This window comes from Bradyrhizobium sp. USDA 10063, from assembly GCF_054063735.1.
In genome coordinates, this window is the sequence record NZ_JBSSGP010000002.1 from 6286625 (window position 1) to 6304797 (window position 18173).

The following is an 18173-nucleotide window of genomic DNA, read 5'->3' on the forward strand; positions in this document are numbered from 1 at the left end:
CCGCCTACCAGTTTGTCCAACTGCCGCGAGGGAGCAGCACCGCGAGATAGCGCTCGAAGACCAGGTACGTCAGCGCCGACGTCCCAACCGCTATGGCGGACAGGACCGCCCACTGACGCCGGGTCGTCGGCCTCTCAAGCGTCGCCTGCATCGCAGCAACGAACACGACAGTGGCGATGCGATAGCCGAGCAGAGGCAGAAGCACGATATAGAGCGCGATCATCGCGAAGGAGAGCGCGACCAGGCCATAGGCCCGTTGCGGCTGCGCCGGCGCAGCGACGCTGGCCTCGCCGGCACGCCGCGCGAGCAGGTCCTGCACGACCAGCGCCGCGCTCGTGACGGCCATGAAGATCAGGACGATGCGTGGATAGAAGCCCGGACCGACGGGTACCAACGGGAGCTGCGGCAGCCCAAACGATTGCACCAGCAGAGCCAGACTGACCGCAAGGAAGATCAGCCCGGCAAAGCTATCGCGGCCAAGCCTCATTGCTTGGCGAGACCGAGCTCGGTCATGATCGTCTTGCTCTCTCGGTCGAGCTTGTCCAGGAATGGACCGTAGTCGGCGGCGTTGAGATAGGAGACGCGCGTTCCCTGCTTCTTCATCGCGTCCGCGAACTCCGCCTCCTTGGCGGCCTTTCCGCAGGCCTCGTCCAGCTTTTCGCGCACCGCGGCCGGCGTGCCCTTCGGTACCACCAGGCCGCGCAGAACCGCGTAGACGATATCCATGCCAAGCTCTTTCAGCGTCGGCACGTCAGGAGCTTCGGGGTCGCGCTTCTCGGCAGCGATGGCAAGAAACTTCAACTGCCCTGCATCGACTTTGCCCTTCTGCGTCAGGTTGGAATCCGTCAGATCGACATGGCCGCCGAGAATGGCATTCATGCGCGGCGCAAGGCCTTCATAGGACACGTACTTGAACTTGACGCCGGCCGCCTTTTCGATGAGTGCCGGGAAGATGTGGCTGGTCGATCCGAGAGTCGCCCCGACGGTGATCTGGCCCGGACGCTTCTTGGCGTCGTCGGCAAGCTCAGCCCAGCTCTTCCAGGGTGTTTTGGGGCTCGCCGTCAGGACCGACGGCGTCGCCGAGAGCAGGCAGATCGGCTCGAAGTCGCTGTATTTGACGTCGGTGACGCCGGCATAGTGCACGAGGTGGATGTAGTCGTGCACCGCGTAAAGCGTATAGCCGTCCGCCGGCGAGCCCTTGGCTTCGCGCGCCCCGACGGTGCCGGAGGCGCCGACGACGTTGGCGATCACGATCGGCTGACCGATGTGCTTTTGTAGAAGCGGAGCAAACGGGCGGAAGATGTTGTCCGTATCGCCGCCTGCCGCCCACGGCACGATCATTTTGATCGGGCGCTCAGGATAATTTTGAGCCGCGGCCGGCGCGACCATCGCGCTCAACGCTGCTGTCACCGCCAAACTGCGGAGCACTGCCCTCATGGCGCTTCTCCCTATGGCTGTTGCTTGATTTTTATCGATCATAGCAAGGCGCCAGGACTTGGCAAACAATGACGCGACAAGGATGATCCGGCGGCGTGTGCGGCGCTCCGCCAAATCCCGATGCGTGGGGCGGAGTCCACGGATGCCTTTGAGGCGCGTTTGCAGTGCTGGAAGCAGCCGTTTGCTCCACAGGTGATCTGCAATCGGCATCTGTAGTCAGCCTGGGCGAGCAGGGCGCAAACCTGACGACGTTTGAACGTGTTGGACAGGACCGGCGGACCTATCGGAGCGTTCGGGCGTTAGTGGCAGGCCATCCCCGTGAGGGTGGCGCGATTTGTCTCACCAGCGAGGTCACGCGAATGAAGCGGCAGTTCATCATCGCGCTCGGCGGGATGACGCTCCTGCTCGCGTCATCCGCTTCCGAGCAACCGGCGGCGCAAGGCGCTGATACGTCGGGACAGCAGGTGTTCAACAATGCCTGCCGGACCTGCCACACCACCAAAGAGGGCGACAATCGCGTCGGCCCTCATCTGCACAACATCATCGGCCGCAAGGCCGGCTCGCTGCCGAATTATCGCTACTCGGAGGCGATGCAATCCGCTGATTTCGTGTGGGACGAAGACAAGCTCGGACGCTTCATCGAAAGTCCGGATGCGCTGGTGCCGGGCAACGGCATGACGCCCTATACCGGGGTGCGTTCTGCCGAGGACAAGGCGAAGATCATCGCTTTCCTGAAGTCATCCAGCCAATGAGCCGCGCAACTTCCCTCGTGGCGCAGGCCTTCACTGCGTCGGCACGACGAAGACCTGGCCGGGATAGATCCGGTTGGGATTGCGGATCTGCTCCTTGTTCGCCCGGTAGATGACAGCGTAGCGCTGGCCTGCGCCGAACGCGCGCTGGCTGATGCGCCAGAGGCTGTCACCGCGGGAGACGGTGGCGGTCGTGATCTTCTGCACCACCACGGCGGAGGGCGAGCCCTTGCCGGACGGAGCGGTTGCCTCGGCGGCGGCCAGTTGCGGCTTGGTCATGGCAGCTTCCGCGGGCTTGGCCTGCGCGCCGGCACGGAGGCGGTCGTCAGCGTCGTGGGAACGTTGAACGGCACCTCGGCGCGCGCGCGGACGGCGCCGGAAGCAGCCTCCACCTCGTCCAGCCTGATCCGGTAATTGCCGGCCGCCACGCCGGCATTGATCGCGACGGAGAGACGTCCATTGTCGTCCGACGTCACGGCAGTGACAAAGCTGTCGTTGAGATAGAGCCTCACTGCGGCGCCCGGGCGCGCGCGACCGCTGACACGGAGCTTTCCGCCGGGCTCGGTCTCCACCGCTTCCACCACGATCTCGCGCTCCGCCCCGGCCCCCGGCGCGGGATCCTGTGAGAGTACCTTCACAGGTCTATCCGGCGCTATCAGCGCCACGATCGGCTGCTCCTTTCCAGCAGGCTCAAGCGCCACCGCGACGCTCTGCCTGGACACGGTCTCCTTGCCGTCGGGCTGCTTGACGCGCAGCGTCAGATCGTAATTCCCCGGCGGGAGCGGACGCGGGATCATGGCGAATTGTCCCGATTGATCGGCGACGATGCGATCATGCGGTTCGCCGTTGCGCAACAGCTCCACCATCGCACCCGGTGTCGCCCGGCCTGCGACGACGGCTTCGCCTGTTGGTTCGATGCGGACGATGTCGAACTCCGGCGTGCCATCGCTGCCAGCCGGCGCTGGAGGCAACCCGGTAAGTGCGGTAGCGAGGTTCGCGGCCTCCGATTGCAGGGCCGACAGAGCCGATGCTGCCTGATCGCGCTTGCCCGATGCCGAATCCGTGGCTGTCGGTGCAGCGGCTGTGGCGGACTTCGTCTCGACGGGTGGCGTGTGCTGCGCGGCAGGGATGAGGAAGAGGAGCGCGGCGACGCCGGCAACGGCAAGTGCCAGGATCGGCACGACCATTCGGCTTATCAACGTGGCGCTCATGATGTTCATCCGTTTGGCCGAATCGCCTGATGGCGCGAGGCGCAGAGTATCGGGGAACACTGCTCCGATCTGTTCTCTCCATCAAGTAGACTTCAAGGTAGCCTCGCGGATTGGTCAGCTAAGCTGACCTAACCCAGTGGCTGCTTCTCCAGTCCTCAACGCCAGTCCGCCAGATTGATTGCGAGCGCGACAGCCCCCACCAGGACGAGGCTCACCGCCCAGACCGTTTCCAGATTGAACCAGCTCCTCGCCACGAACCGCACGCCGAGATACCGATACACCAGCCACGCCAGGCATCCGCCGGCGGCGATCATGGCTGCGGTGTGGACCAGCGCGACCAACAGCGCCATCACGAGATTCTGGTTGACGATGCCTGCCGCCGCCTCATGGCCATCATGGATGCCGGAAGGCTGGCAGAGCCCGAGATAAATCGGCAGGATCATCAGCCCTGCGCCATGGGCGATTGCGACCGCGAACGACCACAGGCCGAGTTGCGCCGGCGGTATCCGCGCCAGCGCGCGGGGATGCCGAGGCCTGAGCAGCCGCGCGAGGCCGAAGGCGATGACGAGCAGGCTGGCGCCGGCCTGGATCGGGCGCTGCCATTCGACCAGCGCGATCAGCAGCGCGAAAGGCAACAGCACCAGCAACATCGCCAGCAAATGGCCGGCCGCCAGCGGCACAAGCGCACTGATGAGTGCGCGCGGAGATTTCTCCATCAGGCCTGCGGCGACCGCGAGCGGCCAGCCCATGCCGGGATTGATCCCATGATAGAGACCGCTCGCGACGATGCCAAGCCAGAGCCAGAGGACTGCAGAACCGGCTTCGTTCAATTCCAGACCGACGGATAGCAGAAGGAGTCCGTCGAGCAGTCGCCGCCCTCGAGGCGGATCTGATGCGCACGGTAGCCATCGGGGAAGCTCACGAAATAGTCGCGGGCGAGCTCCAGCCCGCCATTGGGCCCGACATTGGCCATCACCTCGGCGCCCGGCATGCCGTCGGGATAGAACTGGTCGTCCCAGCTCGAGTAGAGCGAGTTGGACCAGTAGACGCGCTTGCCATCGCGGCTGATCTCGACCATCTGCGGACCGCCGGCGAAGGCTTTTCCGTTGGGGTGGGGCGTACGGCGCGCGATGCCGCCGAGATGCACGGAGCCTGAAAGCTTCGGCTTCCTGGGATCGCTGACGTCGTATTGGCGCATCTCGCCGGTGCCCCAGCAGGAGACGTAGAGGAAGCGATCGTCCATCGACAGGTCGATGTCGGTCACGAGCGGCGGCACCGCGCCAAAACCCTGCAACAGCGGTGGCAGCTTTTCCTTCGGCGCGGGCTCGGCGGGGATCGTCGCCGTCTTCTCGATGTGGAACTTGCCGCCCTCGCGCCACCAGGTCCAGATCGAGCCTTCGAGGTTGGTGGTGTCGACGACGACGCCGACGAAGCCATGTTCCCTGACGGGATCATGCGCAGGACGCACCTCGAGCGCCATCTGGTGGTTGGCGCCGAGATCGATGGTCTGCACGTTGCGGCGGGCGCGAAGATCCCAGAAGTGGAGCCGGTGGCCGTATTTGTTCGACAGCAGATCTTCCGGAACGATGCCGTTCTCGAATTGCGGCGGCAGCGCCCACTCGCTGCTCACCATGTAGTTGCGCGGCAGATTCCACCAGAAATCATAGTGCAGCGTCTGCGGGCCGCGATCGATTTCCCAGCGTCCGAGCACGTCGAAGCTCTCACAGTCCATGATGAAGACGCCGGGAGGCCCTTTGGTGCCGTCCTTGCCGCCGCCGCCGAGCGTCGAGACATAGATGCCGTCCGGCCCGCAATGGATCGTGTGCGGCCGCGAGTAGCCGGTCTTGTCGAAGACTTCCTCGGGCTCGATGACCTTGTGCAGCTTCGCCTTGGTCGGATCGGGCTTCGTATCGACGATATAGATGCGCGAAGACCGCAGTCCCGGGATGATGAGATAGCGGCGTTCGACGAAAGCGTGTCCCGTGAGCGGCGACAGCGCCGAGGAGCAGGCGTTCCAGCCGAAATGATGGAATTCATCACCCTTGTTCGGCATCGTCACGGTGTGGACGATCTGGCTGTAGGTCTTTGAGCCCGGCTTGACGTCGATCACCGCGAGGGCGTCGGGCTTCGAGAAATCGGGGCTGAGCAACAGCGTATAGGCAAAATTCTCCGGCGGCGCTTCCATGGCAAGCTTTGGCGACGCGTGGAACGTGGGGTCCGGTCTCATCGTCATGACTTCCTCCGGGTTATGTCGGCTTGCGCCAACGGCTCGGACGCTCGGAGCGAGGGGACGGCTTGCTTTGAGACTTGCGATCAGGGCTCCGCGGGCGAGGGTTGGCAGCGCCAGTCTACGGCATCGCGCGCCTGCGCGGAATATGCTTGCACGTGCGGTAGCGAAACTCCGCCGTCGATGGCGTATCGCCCGGGTAAAGCGCCAGCGTAACCCGGGGCCGCTTGCACATATTGATGCGGGTACCCCCGGGTTACGTTCCGCTCCATCCGGGCCACGAGCCTATCTCCGCGATCTCGGTATTCTTCCGTCAACCAAGCTCATTTAGCTTTCGTCTACAAATCCCTGCCAACCTATCGTCATTGCAAATGGTCGCGGCTAGAGCGCGATGACCTTTCGTTGAATCGTGATCGCGCTTTAGCTCTTTGTTTGAGCATGATTTTTTCGGAGGACCGGCAGCCACTCTGCCGGATCATGCTTTTCGCGACAGCGAATTCCGGAATGATTTGAAACCCGGACCAGCCCGGTTGGCGGTCTCTTCCACAAAGGAGGCCCGTATGCTCAAGGGCTTCGTAATTGCGGTTTTGGCGCTGCTTGGTGCATCGCAGTTAGATCGGTACTACTACGCAGGCCAATACACGGATGCTGCTCTGTCGATGCTACGACAGATCAAGCATTCGTTTCGGATCTGACATTCGACGCCGCCAGCCGCGGGTCGTCGTGCACTCATGATTTGGGACGCGCAAGCCGCGCGATCGTCCCACAAGCAGGCATTTCCGTCGTCAATCGGCTCGGCCCGTTTTCGCGGGGGCTATCGGAAGCGGAATTGTCGCCAACGCTCGCCCGCAGCACTAACGACTATGTGATCAGGCCGTTTGGCGGCCCCTTGCCTTTGCAATCACTGCACTTTCCAGGATTTGCGCGTCGCCGCTCCAGATTCTTCGGGGCGCGATGGAATAAGACGCGCCCGCACACGTCACACCCGCACAACGTAACTAGATATGGAGGCCAGAATGCATCGGCCATCGTTTCGCGGCGCCGCGGCAGCGCTGTCAGGCAAGTTTCCGAGACCCGGTCTAGGCGCTGCCGTCGTTGGCGCGCGCCTTCTCGTCGCGTTTGCTCTTCCGTCACATGTGCTTGCGCACGAAGCCCGCCCGCCCGCGCAGCCGGCGGTTGCCGTCGAGGAGGCTCCGTTCTGGAAAGAGAACGAGGCCGCGATGATCAAGATGATGAACGACATGGAGATCAAGCCGACCGGCGATATCGACCGCGATTTTGTGGCGATGATGACCCCTCATCATCAGGGTGCGATCGACATGGCGATCAGCGAACTGCGCTACGGCAAGAACGAACAGCTACGGCGCATCGCGCAGGAGATCATTGTCGAGCAGATGCAGGAAATCGCGGCCATGAAACTTGCGATCGGCCAGCCCGTGACCGATTCCGCGCCTGCTCCCACGCAACAGCCGTCAGCTTCGACTGCGGTCGAACATCACCACTCAGGCATGCCGATGGACATGTCATCGGGAATGAAGAAGTAGGAGCAAACCATGACGATCCGGAAGAGCCTTCTCCTTGCAGGCACGATGCTTGCGACCTGTTCCGGCGCCTGGGCAGGACAAGCGCCCGGCGCGCTGTCCGCGCCTGACGTGCCGATCAGCCATCACGACCGCGTCTACGCAGCGGAGCAATTCTCGAATACGGTCTCGGTGACGGACCCCGTCGACAACAAGCTCCTCGGCGTGATCAGGCTGGGCGATGCACAACCCGTCAACTTCAGCCCGCTCTACAAGGGTCAGGTTCTCGTCCATGGGCTGGGCTATTCGCCCGATCATCGGACCTTGGCGGTGGTTTCGATCGGATCGAATTCGGTGACCTTCATCGACACCGCGACGAATGCCGTCAAGCATGTGACCTATGTCGGTCGATCGCCGCATGAAGCGTTCTTCACGCCCGACGGCCGGGAGGTCTGGGTCACCGTTCGCGGCGAGAACTATATCTCCGTGATCGATAGCAAGACGTTCACGGAGAAGACCCGCATCACCACGCCCAGCGGTCCCGGCATGCAGATCTTCTCGCCCGACGGCAAATACGGCTATATCTGCTCGTCCTTCAACCCGGAAACGGACGTCGTCTCCGTTGCCGATCACAAGATCATCGCGAAGGTCAAGCAGGAGAGTCCGTTCTGCCCGAACATCGCGGCGACGCCGGACGGAAACCAGGTGTGGTTCACGCTGAAGGACATCGGCAAGACGCAGGTGTTCAATGCCAGGCCGCCGTTCAATCTGATCAAGACGATCGACACCGGTCCGATCACCAACCACGTCAACTTCGCCCATACGGCAAAGGGGACGTTCGCCTATGTCACGATCGGCGGCTTGAACCAGGTCAAGGTGTTCCGCATCGATGATTTTTCGGAGGTCGCAATCATCCCTGTCGGCAATCTTCCGCACGGCGTGTGGCCGTCGGGCGATGGCAGCCGGATCTATGTCGGGCTTGAGAACGCCGACGCCCTCGCAGCGATCGATACCGCGACCAACACGGTGATCGCCAACATCCCGATCGGACAAGCGCCTCAGGCGATCGCTTATGTTCCGAACGCCGCCCCGGATGCAGACGACCGCCAGAACCTGCAGGCGCTTGGTGTCGCGGGCCAGGCCGCGCACCTCGCGCTCGGGCCGAAGGACGGATCAAAGGACGGGAAAGCTCCGACCAGCGTTTCGCTGTTCGATCAGGGCCTGATTCAGGTCCTGCAGGCGTCGGTGACCGGTCTGACGCCGAAGCAAAAATACGTGCTTGCGCTGGCGGGCCACGCCGACGGAAGCGGTTCGCTGCAACCGTTGGCCGCTTTCATGACCAATCCGGCAGGATCGGCGATCGTCAATGCGACGGGCCCGATCCGGCAGATCGTCCAGGATCCGGCAAGCTCGGAACGACGATACCTGGTCATTGCCCCCGGAGATGCGACGACGTTCGGAGAGGCGGTGCAGGTGCAGACCCGGTGATGGTAGAGTGAGGGCAAGCCAGAACATGATCCGGAAAAGTGGAAACCGGTCTTCCCTCGCGACAAACGCGAAGCGTTTGCGCGAGATCATGCTCAAACAAAGAGATGAGATCATGATCCGATTCCGTCCAATCGGATCATGATCGAGGCGGAGCGCCATGAAAGACATGCTGAGGCAGGTCGAACCGTTGATACCCGCGCTCCGCCGCTACGCACGCGCACTGGTCCGCAATCGTGCGAATGCCGACGACCTGGTGCAGGATTGCCTGGAGCGCGCCGTCAGCCGCTGGTACCAGCGGCGCGACGGCGATGTCCGCGCCTGGCTCTTCACGATCCTGCACAATCTGGCGATCAATCAGTTTCGGCAGTCAGCGACGCGCGGCAGGCATGTCCCGATCGATGCGACCAATGAGGACGATTTCGGCGAGGCCGCAGCGCAGGAACAAAGGCTGATGTATCAGGATGTCCTGAACAAGCTTGCGAAACTCCCCGCAGACCAGCGTGCCGTGCTGCTGCTCGTTGGCGTCGAGGACCTCTCCTATGCGGATGCCGCGAAGGTCCTCAACATTCCCGTGGGTACGGTGATGTCGCGGCTTTCCCGGGCGCGCGAAAGGCTGCAGCAGGAGATCGAAGGTCGCGCGACCGAGGCGCCGAACAACATCGTGTCAATACGGAGCGTGAAAAATGAGCCATCGGCCGATCACGGAGGATGATCTCCACGCCTATGTGGACCGAGTCCTCGAACCGGAGCGGCAGGCACAAGTCGCCGCTTATCTGGGTGACCATCCGGATGTTGCCAGACGCGTCGCCGCCTTCAGCGATCAGCGTGATCTGCTGCGCGCGGCGCTCGCGCCGATCGCCGAGGAACCCTTGCCGGCGGAGCTCAATCTGTCGCGCATCATCGAGCAACGTGCGCGACGGCCCTCACCGGTTCGGTGGGCGATGGCGGCGATGCTGCTGTTGAGCATCGGCGGCCTCGGCGGCTGGTTCGTGCGCGGTGCGCTGCAGGCGTCGCCGAGCGGATTGGTCGCGCTCGCTCAGGAGGCGGCCAATTCGTACAACGTCTATGCACCGGATCGCGTCCGGCCTGTCGAGGTTCGCGCGTCCGACAGTGCTCAGCTCGTGCAATGGGTCTCCGATCGGCTGCATCGGCCGGTGAAGGTGCCGGATCTGACCACGTCGGGCTACCGGCTGATGGGAGGGCGCCTTGTCGCCACTTCGCACGGCCCCGCTGCAATGTTGATGTATGATGATGACCGCGGCAGTCGAATTGTCCTGCTGACCAGGCCGATGAGCAGCGCGGACCAGAACGCGCCAATGACGCCCCAATCGCAGGGCGAAGTTGGAGGTTTCGCCTGGGCTGACGACGGCGTGGGCTACAGTCTGATCGGCCACGCCGCTCCAGAATCCTTGAGACCGATCGCAAATGAGGTTCGCAGGCAAGCGCGTCCGATCTGAACGTCAGGATCGTTCCGCCCACGCGTAGGCGGTCATTTGCTTCGACCGCAGGCGCCGACGCCTGGCTCATGGCGCGTCTTTGTTCCGGAATGCCGCCTCGCCGGCATCAGACACTTCGACCCACTTCCTGTCGGGCGCGGCGTCTGCGACGTAGTTGTCGTGCCAGTTCCACCACTTGTAGGTCGGGGTCTGCGGATAGCCTGCGGGCGAGTCCTCCCAGACCTCCTGCCGGCCCAGCGGCGTGATGTCGAGGTAGTTCCAGGTGCTGCCCATCTGCTCGTCGCCGCGGTTGTTGATGAAGTAGGTGCGGAACACGCGGGCGCTGTCGCGGTAGAACACGTTCGTGCCGTGCCACTCGTTGACGCCGAAGTCGGCGTCGAAGCTGTCCGTGATGGTGAACCACGGCATCTCCCAGCCCATCCGCGCCTTCAGCCGCGTGATGTCCGCCTGCGGCGCGCGTGAGACGAACACGAGAGTGGTGTCACGGGCGTTCAGGTGCGCGACATGGGCGACCTGGTCGGCCACCATGGAGCAGCCCCGGCAGGCGTGGTCGGGCCAGCCGAACACGCCCGGTTCGAAGAAAGCGCGATAGACGATCAGTTGACGGCGGCCGTCGAACAGGTCAAGCAGGCTGACCTTGCCCGCAGGCCCTTCGAACGCATACGACTTCTCCACGGCCATCCACGGCATACGCCGGCGCTCGGCGGCGAGGGCGTCACGGGCGCGCGTCTGTGCCTTCTCCTTCACGAGCAACTGCGTGCGGGCCGTTTCCCAATCCTGCGGCGACACGACCGGTGGTGTGTGCATGGCAGGCTGTCCGCTTTTCCGTCCGTTTTCAGCAGATGTATTCATGGCTTGAAACCTCCTGATTGGGGCGAACTCCCGCGCCTCGTGGCGTGAGGCGCGATTCCATTCGCCGCTCATGGCCCGTCATTGGTCATGAGCTAGCCTGGCACCGGGAAGTCGAACGGTGGGAGTAACAAGTGTGGCGCTATTTGGTTCGAGCCGCTGATCACAGCCGCGGAGCGTTCGAAGCGGGCCGATAGGCGATGCGCTGGCTGCCGACCTATTGCCGAGGGGCTCGCTCAATGCCACGATCGCTGAATGCAAATACGAGACGCCTTACCAGAGGATGCGATCGCCGGCTGTATCGTGTTGAAGCGGTCGATAGCGGAGCTTTGCGAAGCTGATCATCGAAACGACCCCTCCATGTTGGCGCAATGGTTGGGTAACAAGACCCACGAGAACTTCTGCGCCTGGGTCAAGCAACCTGACAATTCATTGCTGGTGGCCGTCGAACATGGCGAGATTCTCGCGGTCGGTTCAGCGACCGATGCGGGAAGGATTGGCCTTAACTACGTATCGCCTGATGCACGGTTTCGGGGAGTTAGCCGCGCCCTGCTGCACGCACTTGAGGCGCGAGCCGCCGAACGAGGCAATGATCGGTGCAACTTGCTGAGCACCGAGACCGCGCGGCGATTTTATCTGTCGAACGGCTATGTTGAAGACGGGCCACCGGTTGGTACGTTTGGAACGAGTTTCGGTTATCCGATGACGAAGAGTTTGGCCGTGCCGTAGATCCTATGGGGGTGGCAGGTGGTCAGGAGGTAAGCTGAGTATTCCACCACCCCACCCACCTGAGGATCTACGAGGAGAGAAGCGAACTATGTTCTGGTCAATCCGGCACCGGCACGTCGAACGTGTTCAGCGTGACGGAGACCATGCAGTAGACGCCGACGAGATAGGACAGCTCGGCTGCGCCATGCTCGCCGAATTCCTGCACCGCTGCGCGATAGGTCAATTCCGGCAGCACGCCGCCGTTCACGAGCGCCGAGGCCATGTCATAGGCGACCGCCTCCTGCCGGGTCAGGTCGAGCGGGCGCTGGCCGGCGACGATGGTGGCGAGCTTCTCGTCGGAGAGGCCGCGCGCCTCGGCGACCAGCACGTGGGCGTAGAGCTCATAGCCCGAGCGGAAATGCGATCCGGTAACGAGGATCGCGACCTCGCGCACCGGCGCCGGCAGCAGCGGGTTCGAGGCGACGGCCTTCACCAGGTCCCAGACCGGCTTGCCGAACCTCGGCTCGCGGAGCCAGGGATTCCAGGGGCCGAGCAGCGCGCCATCGGCGCGCATGTTCACGAAGCCCTTGAAATGGTCTTGGATGCCCTTTCGCATGTTGTCATAGAGCGGCTTCTGCTCGTCGGTGAGCTCGGTCGGATCGAGGATGGGAAGGCGCACGGCAAAGCTCCTCTCTCTGATGAAAACCCAAAAGAAGACTTCAGCGTCGCGTGCATGGCGGCATGAAGCAAGTGAAGTTGCCGTGACATGCGATTGGGCAAGATCGCCAGGCTCAAAACTCCAGCGCCGCATTGTCCACGACCTCCTTCATCACGAAGAAGGTTCGGGTCTGCCGCACGCCCGGCAGCGCGATCAATTGCTCGCCGTGGATGCGGTTGAAGTCTTCCATGTCGCCGACACGGATCTTCAGGAAGTAGTCGAAGTCGCCGGCGACGAGGTGACAGTCGAGGACGAATTTGAGTTTCGCGATCGCCTGCTCGAACGACGCAAAACTTTCCGGCGTGGAGCGGTCGAGCACGACGCCGACCATCACGAGCGCGCCCTTGCCGACCTTGCGCGGGGCGACGATCGCGCGGACCTCCTTGACAAAGCCTTCGTCGAACAGGCGCTGGGTGCGGCGATGGCAGGTGGCGGGGCTGACGCCGGCCTTGTCAGCCAGTTCGGCGTTGCTCAGCCGGCCGTTCTTCTGCAGCAATCGCAGGATCTTAAGGTCGATGCGATCGAGGCTGACAGTCATGGAAGATTCTTTCACTATGAACGGCGTCTGTGAGAGATTTGGTAGCTTAGAATGATATTTGACGTAATAGAGCAGAAAGCGGCCTATCGAGATAGAGAGCACCTTTCGCGCAGCCGGTGGTAGGAATTCGCATCGAGACCACGCCATTCAATGGGGACCACGATGCTGGAAAAATTCGCGCGCTATCCACTCACCTTCGGGCCGACGCATATCGAGAAACTGGAGCGGCTCTCGAAACATCTCGGCGGCAAGGTCGAGATGTTTGCCAAGCGCGAGGATTGCAATTCGGGGCTCGCCTTCGGCGGCAACAAGCTGCGCAAGCTCGAATACATCGTTCCCGACGCGATCGCGTCGAACGCCGACACGTTGGTCTCGATCGGCGGCGTACAGTCGAACCACACCCGCATGGTGGCGGCCGTGGCCGCCAAGATCGGCATGAAGTGCCGGCTGGTGCAGGAAAGCTGGGTGCCGCACGAGGATGCGGTCTATGACCGCGTCGGCAACATCCTGCTCAGCCGCGTGATGGGCGCCGATGTACGGCTGGTCGACGACGGCTTTGACATCGGCATCCGCAAGAGCTGGGAGCAGGCGATCGAGGAGGTGAAGGCCGCGGGCGGCAAGCCCTATGCGATTCCCGCCGGCGCTTCCGTGCACAAATATGGCGGGCTCGGCTATGTCGGCTTCGCCGAGGAGGTGCGGGCGCAGGAGAAGGAGCTCGGCTTCAGCTTCGATTACATCGTCGTCTGCACCGTGACCGGCTCGACCCATGCCGGCATGCTGGTCGGCTTCGCCGCCGACGGCCGCGCGCGAAACGTGATCGGCATCGATGCCTCCTTCACGCCGGCGCAGACCAAGGCGCAGGTGCTCTCGATCGCGCAGAACACGGCCGATCTCGTCGAGCTCGGCCGCAAGATCGTCGACGACGATGTGGTGCTGCTCGAGGATTATGCCTATCCCGCTTACGGCGTGCCGTCGGACGCGACCAAAGAGGCGATCCGGCTCTGCGCGCGGCTGGAAGGGATGATCACCGACCCCGTCTACGAGGGCAAATCCATGCAGGGCATGATCGACCTCGTGCAGAAGGGTTTCTTCCCGGCAGGCTCGAAAGTGCTCTACGCCCATCTCGGCGGCGCGCCGGCGATCAACGGCTACGCCTACACGTTCCGGAATGGGTGAGGTGACAAAGAGCTGTAGGGTGGGCAAAGCGCAGCGTGCCCACCATTGCGTGTGGAGTGCTCGATGGTGGGCACGCTGCGCTTTGCCCACCCTCATATGGGGCTTTGTGAGTCAAGGCTCTTGAACCGGTGCGGGTTGGGTTTTTGCAGTGAGAGGGCGGCGCGCGGAGCCATGCGTAGCGCAGCGCGACGACCGGGCCCCGGGCGAGGATTGGCTTCCGAAGATTTCTGCAGCTCACTGCATCACCTCATATCCGGTCGGATCGGCTGATCCGTACCCACATTCCGCATGCTTGCGGCGAGGAAGCCAAGAGGATGAGACCCATCTACAAAGCGGCCTGGTTGGGCCCCTGGGTGGCACGGTCATCATCCATCCTGTACGGGGCGCGCGGCGCGGAGCCGCCTCGCCCTGGTGGCGTGGTCCGGTGCTAGGCCTTCATCACGGCCTGCTCCGGAACAAGGCCGGTGGTGAGATAGCGCCACAGCGCCACGATCAGCTTGCGCGCCAGCGCGACGATGGCGATGCGCTTGGCGCGCTTGCCGGCGTTTTCGGTGCGGGTGCGGAACCAGCGGCTGAGCGCGCTGTCCGGCTGATGGCGCAGCCAGAGCCAGGCCAGTTCGATCGTCTTGTGGCGGGCGCGCCGGTTGCCGGCCTTGCTGATCCCCTGCTCGCGATCGATGCTGCCGCTTTGCCAGGGACTGGGCGCCAATCCGCAATAGCTGGCGACCTCGCGCCGGTTGCGGAAGTCCTTGTAGAACACCTCGTTCACCAGCGTCGCGGCAAACGCCGGGCCGAGCGCCTTGAGCTGCTGCAACTGATCCCGTCGCTTCGCCATCGGCGCCGGCGCCGCGGCGGCTTCCGCCGCGACTTCTGCCGCGACTTCTGTAGCGACTTGGGCCTGCTCCAGCGCCTTGAGCTGGTCGCGCACCAGCATCAGCCGGGCATGCTCGCGCTTCACTTCGGCCAGAAGCTGCGGCGGCAGCGGCTGCCCTTGCCAGTCCCGCTGCTGCTCCAGCCAGGCGAGCCAGGTCCGTCGTCGCAAGGTGCCGGCCGCCATGCCCAACAGGCGCAGCAGCGCCTTGATCCGGTTGGTGTGCCCCGTCTGCTCCTTCACCAGTCGTTCGCGTTCGCGGCTGGCGCGCCGGGCGTCCTCCTCGGCCACGCTCGGCACCCGGACGATCCGCACCACCCGCGGCTCGCCTCGCAAATGAGCCATCAAGGTGCGCAGCAGAAGCTCGCCATCGATCCGGTCTGTCTTCGCCCGCCGCGCCCGTTGCTCCACCGCGATGCTCGCCGGGTCGAAGATGAAGTTGGTGATCCCAGCCGCCGCGAGCAGCCGGTGCAGCCAGAAGCCGTCATAGCCAGCCTCGTAGCAGCTCACCACCCGCGGCGCCGCTCCAAGCTTCGCAGTCGCCCGGGCCTTGACCTGCTCGATCAGCGCCAGCAGCCCGGCGTGATCGCCGCCTTCCAGCTTGTGGCGCGATATCCGGTCCCGATCCGGACTGTGCAGCGTCACCAGCCACGTCTTCTGACTCAGTTCGATCGCAACGAAAATCGTGCCACAATGCCCGGCGGTGGGCGTGTTCTTGGTCAATGCTTGCATCAGACTCTCCGATGGTTCGAGTGTGGAAACCCAAACCTACCGGAAAGGGCGCGCTCACCGCCCCATGGAATCTACGGCCAATCACTTTGTGGTTGACGAGATTCCATGCTAGGAACAAAATAGGAACATTGCGGCGCGCGACCTTAGCTACGGTGCCTGACCGCTGGTGTACGCGTGCAGCTTGCGGATGAGTTCCGAAGCCTCTTATGATGGGGTCGTGGCTGGGGTAGTTAAGTATGAGATTTGCAATCAGCGCGGTTGTCGCGGCCGCGTGCGTCCTTTTGTCCGTGACATCTTCGCATGCGCGCGGGCCGTATGGCTCGATCTCGATCGGCAACTGGCAGGGCGGCGCCTATACCGACGACAGCAGCGGTAACTTCACCCATTGCGCCGCCGGGGCCTCCTACCAGAGCGGCATCTACTTCCTGGTCCTGATCGACGCCCGCGGCAATTGGCGCCTGGGGTTTTCCCATCAGGGCTGGCGGTTGACGGCCGGCGAATCCTTTCCGATGACGCTGACCTTCGACGGCCAGCAGCCCTTCAACGTATATGGGCGTCCGCTCGGCGCGCAGCTCGTGGCGGTCGACATGCCGCTCAATTCGTCGCTGATCAATCAATTCCGCAAGGCACGGACGATGAGCGCGTTTGCCGAGGGCCAGCTCTTCCAGTTCAACCTGAACCAGACCGCACAGCTATTGCCCGCGCTGGTCACTTGCGTCGAAAGCGTCAGGAAGAACGGGCTCGCCAATGCCGGTGAGTTCGCGGTCGCACCGCCGAAACAGGCCGCCGCACCGTCGACGGCTGCGCCGGCCCAGCCCAGCGCCGTGCCGCCGAAGCAGGCCAAGTCCGTCAACAAGACCGGCACCGGCTTTGTGGTCAGCGGCAGCGGACACATCGTCACCAACAACCACGTCATCAGTGGCTGCGACGAGATCAACGGCAATCTCGGCGGCGAAGCGCCGATCAAGCTGCGGCTGGTCTCGAGCGACGAAACCAACGATCTGGCGCTGCTGCAGGCGCCCAGCCCGTTCAAGGAAATCGCGACCATCCGGGAGTTTTCGGTGCACACCGGAGACGGCGTGATTGCGATCGGCTATCCGTATCACGGGCTGCTGACATCGGATTTCACCGTCACCACCGGTATCGTCAGTTCGATGAGCGGCATGTTCAACGACACCCGCTTTCTGCAGATCAGCGCCGCGGTGCAGCCGGGAAACAGCGGCGGTCCGCTGCTCGACTTCACCGGCGCCTTGGTCGGCGTAGTCTCGGGCAAGCTCGATGCGATCAAGGTCGCGCAGGCGACCGGCAACATTCCCGAGAACATCAACTTCGCCATCAAGACCGGTGCCCTCAAGGATTTCCTCGACAACAGCGCGGTGGCGTATCGTGTCACCACACAACGTGACCCGAACAAGGAAACCGCCGAGATCGCGAAAGCCGCCCGCGGCTACACGCTCCTGATCTCCTGCACCGCGAGCGAGCAGAGCGCGAGGGCGAAGAAGCCGGCTCGTTGACGCAGGCACGCCCCCCTATGGCGCCTCAGCCCGCGCGTCGCAGCGTGTGCAGCGTGATCTCGGCCGGGCAGTTGAGGCGGACCGGCAGCAGGCTGGTACCGGCGCCGACCGAGGTATAGCCGGCCATCTTGTCGTAGCGCCAGGCTCCGGCGCCGAACTTGCGCGGCAGCCACGCTTCCAGCTTGATCGGGATGCCCCCGGGCAGGCAGAGCTGTCCGCCATGGGTGTGCCCGCTCAGCATCAGGTCGAAGCCGGCCCCTGCCGCTGCCCGGTACACTTCCGGCGTATGCGAAAGCAGGATCGAGAAGGCGTCGCCGGGAATCGGCGCGGCGGCCTTGCCGATGTCGTCGGCGCGATAGAAATGCGCATCGTCGACGCCGGCGAGATAGATCGCTTCATCGCCGCGCCGGATCACCTCGCACTCGTTGAACAGCATCCGGATGCCCATCGCCTCCAACGCCGGTGTCATGCGGATCGTGTCGTGATTGCCGAGGATGCCGTAGACCGGCGGTTTCAGTGCCGCGATCAGCGGCGCGATATAGTCGAGGCTCTTGTTGAAGGGGCCAAAGGTCTGGCCGCGATAGTCGCCGGTCAGGACGCAGACGTCATAGGCGAGATCCGCGACCATGCCAGGCAGCCGTCGCATGGCGCCGGCGCTCATGTCGGCGTGCAGGTCGCTGATATGCAGGATGGTGAAACCGTCAAAGCTCTTCGGCAGCACGCCCGAGGCGAGTTCGTTCTGCCTGATGCTCACGCGGTCCGCGTTCTGCCGCGCGCGGCCGTACAGCCCGGTAATTTTGAGCGCCGTTGCGATGACGCCCGGCGCCAGCAGCGAGTTCTCCAGGTTGAAGAACAGCGTGCCCTGGCCGAATAGCTGCGCCTCATGCTCGGTCTCGTCGTTCAGCCGCCGCCTGACATGCTCGGCGCCGATCCGCTTGATCAAGTCCTGAAGGCCTAGTTCGTGCATGGCCACCATCA

Annotated in this window: 19 protein-coding genes; 8 read left to right on the plus strand and 11 right to left on the minus strand. The window is 63.5% G+C overall.

Features of this window, described 5'->3' with window-relative positions:
• Positions 1 to 4: 4 nt before the first annotated feature.
• Together ACVJGD_RS31790 and ACVJGD_RS31795 are read right to left on the minus strand one after the other, a co-directional pair.
• Positions 5 to 487, minus strand: a complete 483-nt coding sequence (locus ACVJGD_RS31790; protein WP_456637911.1) for a tripartite tricarboxylate transporter TctB family protein — start codon at positions 485 to 487, stop codon at positions 5 to 7.
• Complete coding sequence (locus tag ACVJGD_RS31795) at positions 484 to 1437, minus strand: Bug family tripartite tricarboxylate transporter substrate binding protein (RefSeq protein ID WP_456637912.1); 954 nt, start codon at positions 1435 to 1437, stop codon at positions 484 to 486. The genes ACVJGD_RS31790 and ACVJGD_RS31795 overlap by 4 nt, the downstream gene beginning before the upstream one ends.
• A gap of 359 nt (positions 1438 to 1796) precedes the next feature.
• On the opposite strand from ACVJGD_RS31795, the gene ACVJGD_RS31800 reads away from it, so the two are divergent.
• Entirely contained in the window at positions 1797 to 2189 is a 393-nt protein-coding gene (locus tag ACVJGD_RS31800; protein ID WP_456637913.1) for a c-type cytochrome, read from the plus strand.
• A gap of 30 nt (positions 2190 to 2219) precedes the next feature.
• Here ACVJGD_RS31800 and ACVJGD_RS31805 read toward each other — a convergent pair whose 3' ends face one another.
• The 4 genes from ACVJGD_RS31805 to ACVJGD_RS31820 all read right to left on the minus strand — a co-directional run bounded on the left by ACVJGD_RS31805 (position 2220) and on the right by ACVJGD_RS31820 (position 5630).
• A complete protein-coding gene (locus tag ACVJGD_RS31805; protein ID WP_456637914.1) occupies positions 2220 to 2465 on the minus strand; it encodes a LysM peptidoglycan-binding domain-containing protein in 246 nt (81 codons plus the stop codon).
• Positions 2462 to 3397 carry a peptidoglycan-binding protein gene (locus tag ACVJGD_RS31810; RefSeq protein WP_456637915.1) on the minus strand — a complete coding sequence of 312 codons (936 nt, stop codon included), beginning with the start codon at positions 3395 to 3397 and terminating at the stop codon, positions 2462 to 2464. Before ACVJGD_RS31810 ends, ACVJGD_RS31805 begins: the two co-directional genes overlap by 4 nt.
• A gap of 155 nt (positions 3398 to 3552) precedes the next feature.
• Positions 3553 to 4146: a hypothetical protein gene (locus ACVJGD_RS31815; protein ID WP_456640441.1), complete on the minus strand. Its 594-nt coding sequence runs from the start codon at positions 4144 to 4146 to the stop codon at positions 3553 to 3555.
• A gap of 77 nt (positions 4147 to 4223) precedes the next feature.
• Positions 4224 to 5630, minus strand: coding sequence for a selenium-binding protein SBP56-related protein (locus ACVJGD_RS31820; protein WP_456637916.1), 1407 nt, complete (start codon positions 5628 to 5630; stop codon positions 4224 to 4226).
• A 1010-nt stretch (positions 5631 to 6640) separates the two neighbouring features.
• On the opposite strand from ACVJGD_RS31820, the gene ACVJGD_RS31825 reads away from it, so the two are divergent.
• From ACVJGD_RS31825 to ACVJGD_RS31840, 4 genes are all read left to right on the plus strand, one after another.
• Positions 6641 to 7168, plus strand: coding sequence for a DUF305 domain-containing protein (locus ACVJGD_RS31825; RefSeq protein ID WP_456637917.1), 528 nt, complete (start codon positions 6641 to 6643; stop codon positions 7166 to 7168).
• A 9-nt stretch (positions 7169 to 7177) separates the two neighbouring features.
• Entirely contained in the window at positions 7178 to 8632 is a 1455-nt protein-coding gene (locus ACVJGD_RS31830; protein ID WP_456637918.1) for a YncE family protein, read from the plus strand.
• A gap of 157 nt (positions 8633 to 8789) precedes the next feature.
• The gene (locus ACVJGD_RS31835) at positions 8790 to 9344 is read left to right on the plus strand and encodes an RNA polymerase sigma factor (protein WP_456637919.1); all 555 of its coding nucleotides are present in this window, start codon (positions 8790 to 8792) and stop codon (positions 9342 to 9344) included.
• Positions 9316 to 10089, plus strand: coding sequence for an anti-sigma factor family protein (locus ACVJGD_RS31840; RefSeq protein WP_456637920.1), 774 nt, complete (start codon positions 9316 to 9318; stop codon positions 10087 to 10089). The genes ACVJGD_RS31835 and ACVJGD_RS31840 overlap by 29 nt, the downstream gene beginning before the upstream one ends.
• A gap of 66 nt (positions 10090 to 10155) precedes the next feature.
• Here ACVJGD_RS31840 and ACVJGD_RS31845 read toward each other — a convergent pair whose 3' ends face one another.
• Positions 10156 to 10941: a DUF899 domain-containing protein gene (locus ACVJGD_RS31845; RefSeq protein WP_456637921.1), complete on the minus strand. Its 786-nt coding sequence runs from the start codon at positions 10939 to 10941 to the stop codon at positions 10156 to 10158.
• A 252-nt stretch (positions 10942 to 11193) separates the two neighbouring features.
• On the opposite strand from ACVJGD_RS31845, the gene ACVJGD_RS31850 reads away from it, so the two are divergent.
• Positions 11194 to 11667, plus strand: coding sequence for a GNAT family N-acetyltransferase (locus ACVJGD_RS31850; RefSeq protein ID WP_456637922.1), 474 nt, complete (start codon positions 11194 to 11196; stop codon positions 11665 to 11667).
• Positions 11668 to 11764: 97 nt separating this feature from the next.
• On the opposite strand, the gene ACVJGD_RS31855 is transcribed toward ACVJGD_RS31850, so the two are convergent.
• Together ACVJGD_RS31855 and ACVJGD_RS31860 are read right to left on the minus strand one after the other, a co-directional pair.
• The gene (locus tag ACVJGD_RS31855) at positions 11765 to 12325 is read right to left on the minus strand and encodes a carboxymuconolactone decarboxylase family protein (protein ID WP_456637923.1); all 561 of its coding nucleotides are present in this window, start codon (positions 12323 to 12325) and stop codon (positions 11765 to 11767) included.
• A 112-nt stretch (positions 12326 to 12437) separates the two neighbouring features.
• Entirely contained in the window at positions 12438 to 12902 is a 465-nt protein-coding gene (locus ACVJGD_RS31860; RefSeq protein WP_456637924.1) for an Lrp/AsnC family transcriptional regulator, read from the minus strand.
• 162 nt (positions 12903 to 13064) lie between these two features.
• Between ACVJGD_RS31860 and ACVJGD_RS31865 the strand changes: the two genes are divergently transcribed.
• A complete protein-coding gene (locus tag ACVJGD_RS31865; RefSeq protein WP_456637925.1) occupies positions 13065 to 14078 on the plus strand; it encodes a 1-aminocyclopropane-1-carboxylate deaminase in 1014 nt (337 codons plus the stop codon).
• A 427-nt stretch (positions 14079 to 14505) separates the two neighbouring features.
• Here ACVJGD_RS31865 and ACVJGD_RS31870 read toward each other — a convergent pair whose 3' ends face one another.
• Complete coding sequence (locus ACVJGD_RS31870; protein ID WP_456632918.1) at positions 14506 to 15681, minus strand: IS110 family RNA-guided transposase; 1176 nt, start codon at positions 15679 to 15681, stop codon at positions 14506 to 14508.
• 287 nt (positions 15682 to 15968) lie between these two features.
• On the opposite strand from ACVJGD_RS31870, the gene ACVJGD_RS31875 reads away from it, so the two are divergent.
• Positions 15969 to 17195 carry a S1C family serine protease gene (locus ACVJGD_RS31875; RefSeq protein WP_456637926.1) on the plus strand — a complete coding sequence of 409 codons (1227 nt, stop codon included), beginning with the start codon at positions 15969 to 15971 and terminating at the stop codon, positions 17193 to 17195.
• A gap of 25 nt (positions 17196 to 17220) precedes the next feature.
• On the opposite strand, the gene ACVJGD_RS31880 is transcribed toward ACVJGD_RS31875, so the two are convergent.
• Positions 17221 to 18162: a metallophosphoesterase gene (locus ACVJGD_RS31880; protein WP_456637927.1), complete on the minus strand. Its 942-nt coding sequence runs from the start codon at positions 18160 to 18162 to the stop codon at positions 17221 to 17223.
• Positions 18163 to 18173: the final 11 nt, after the last annotated feature.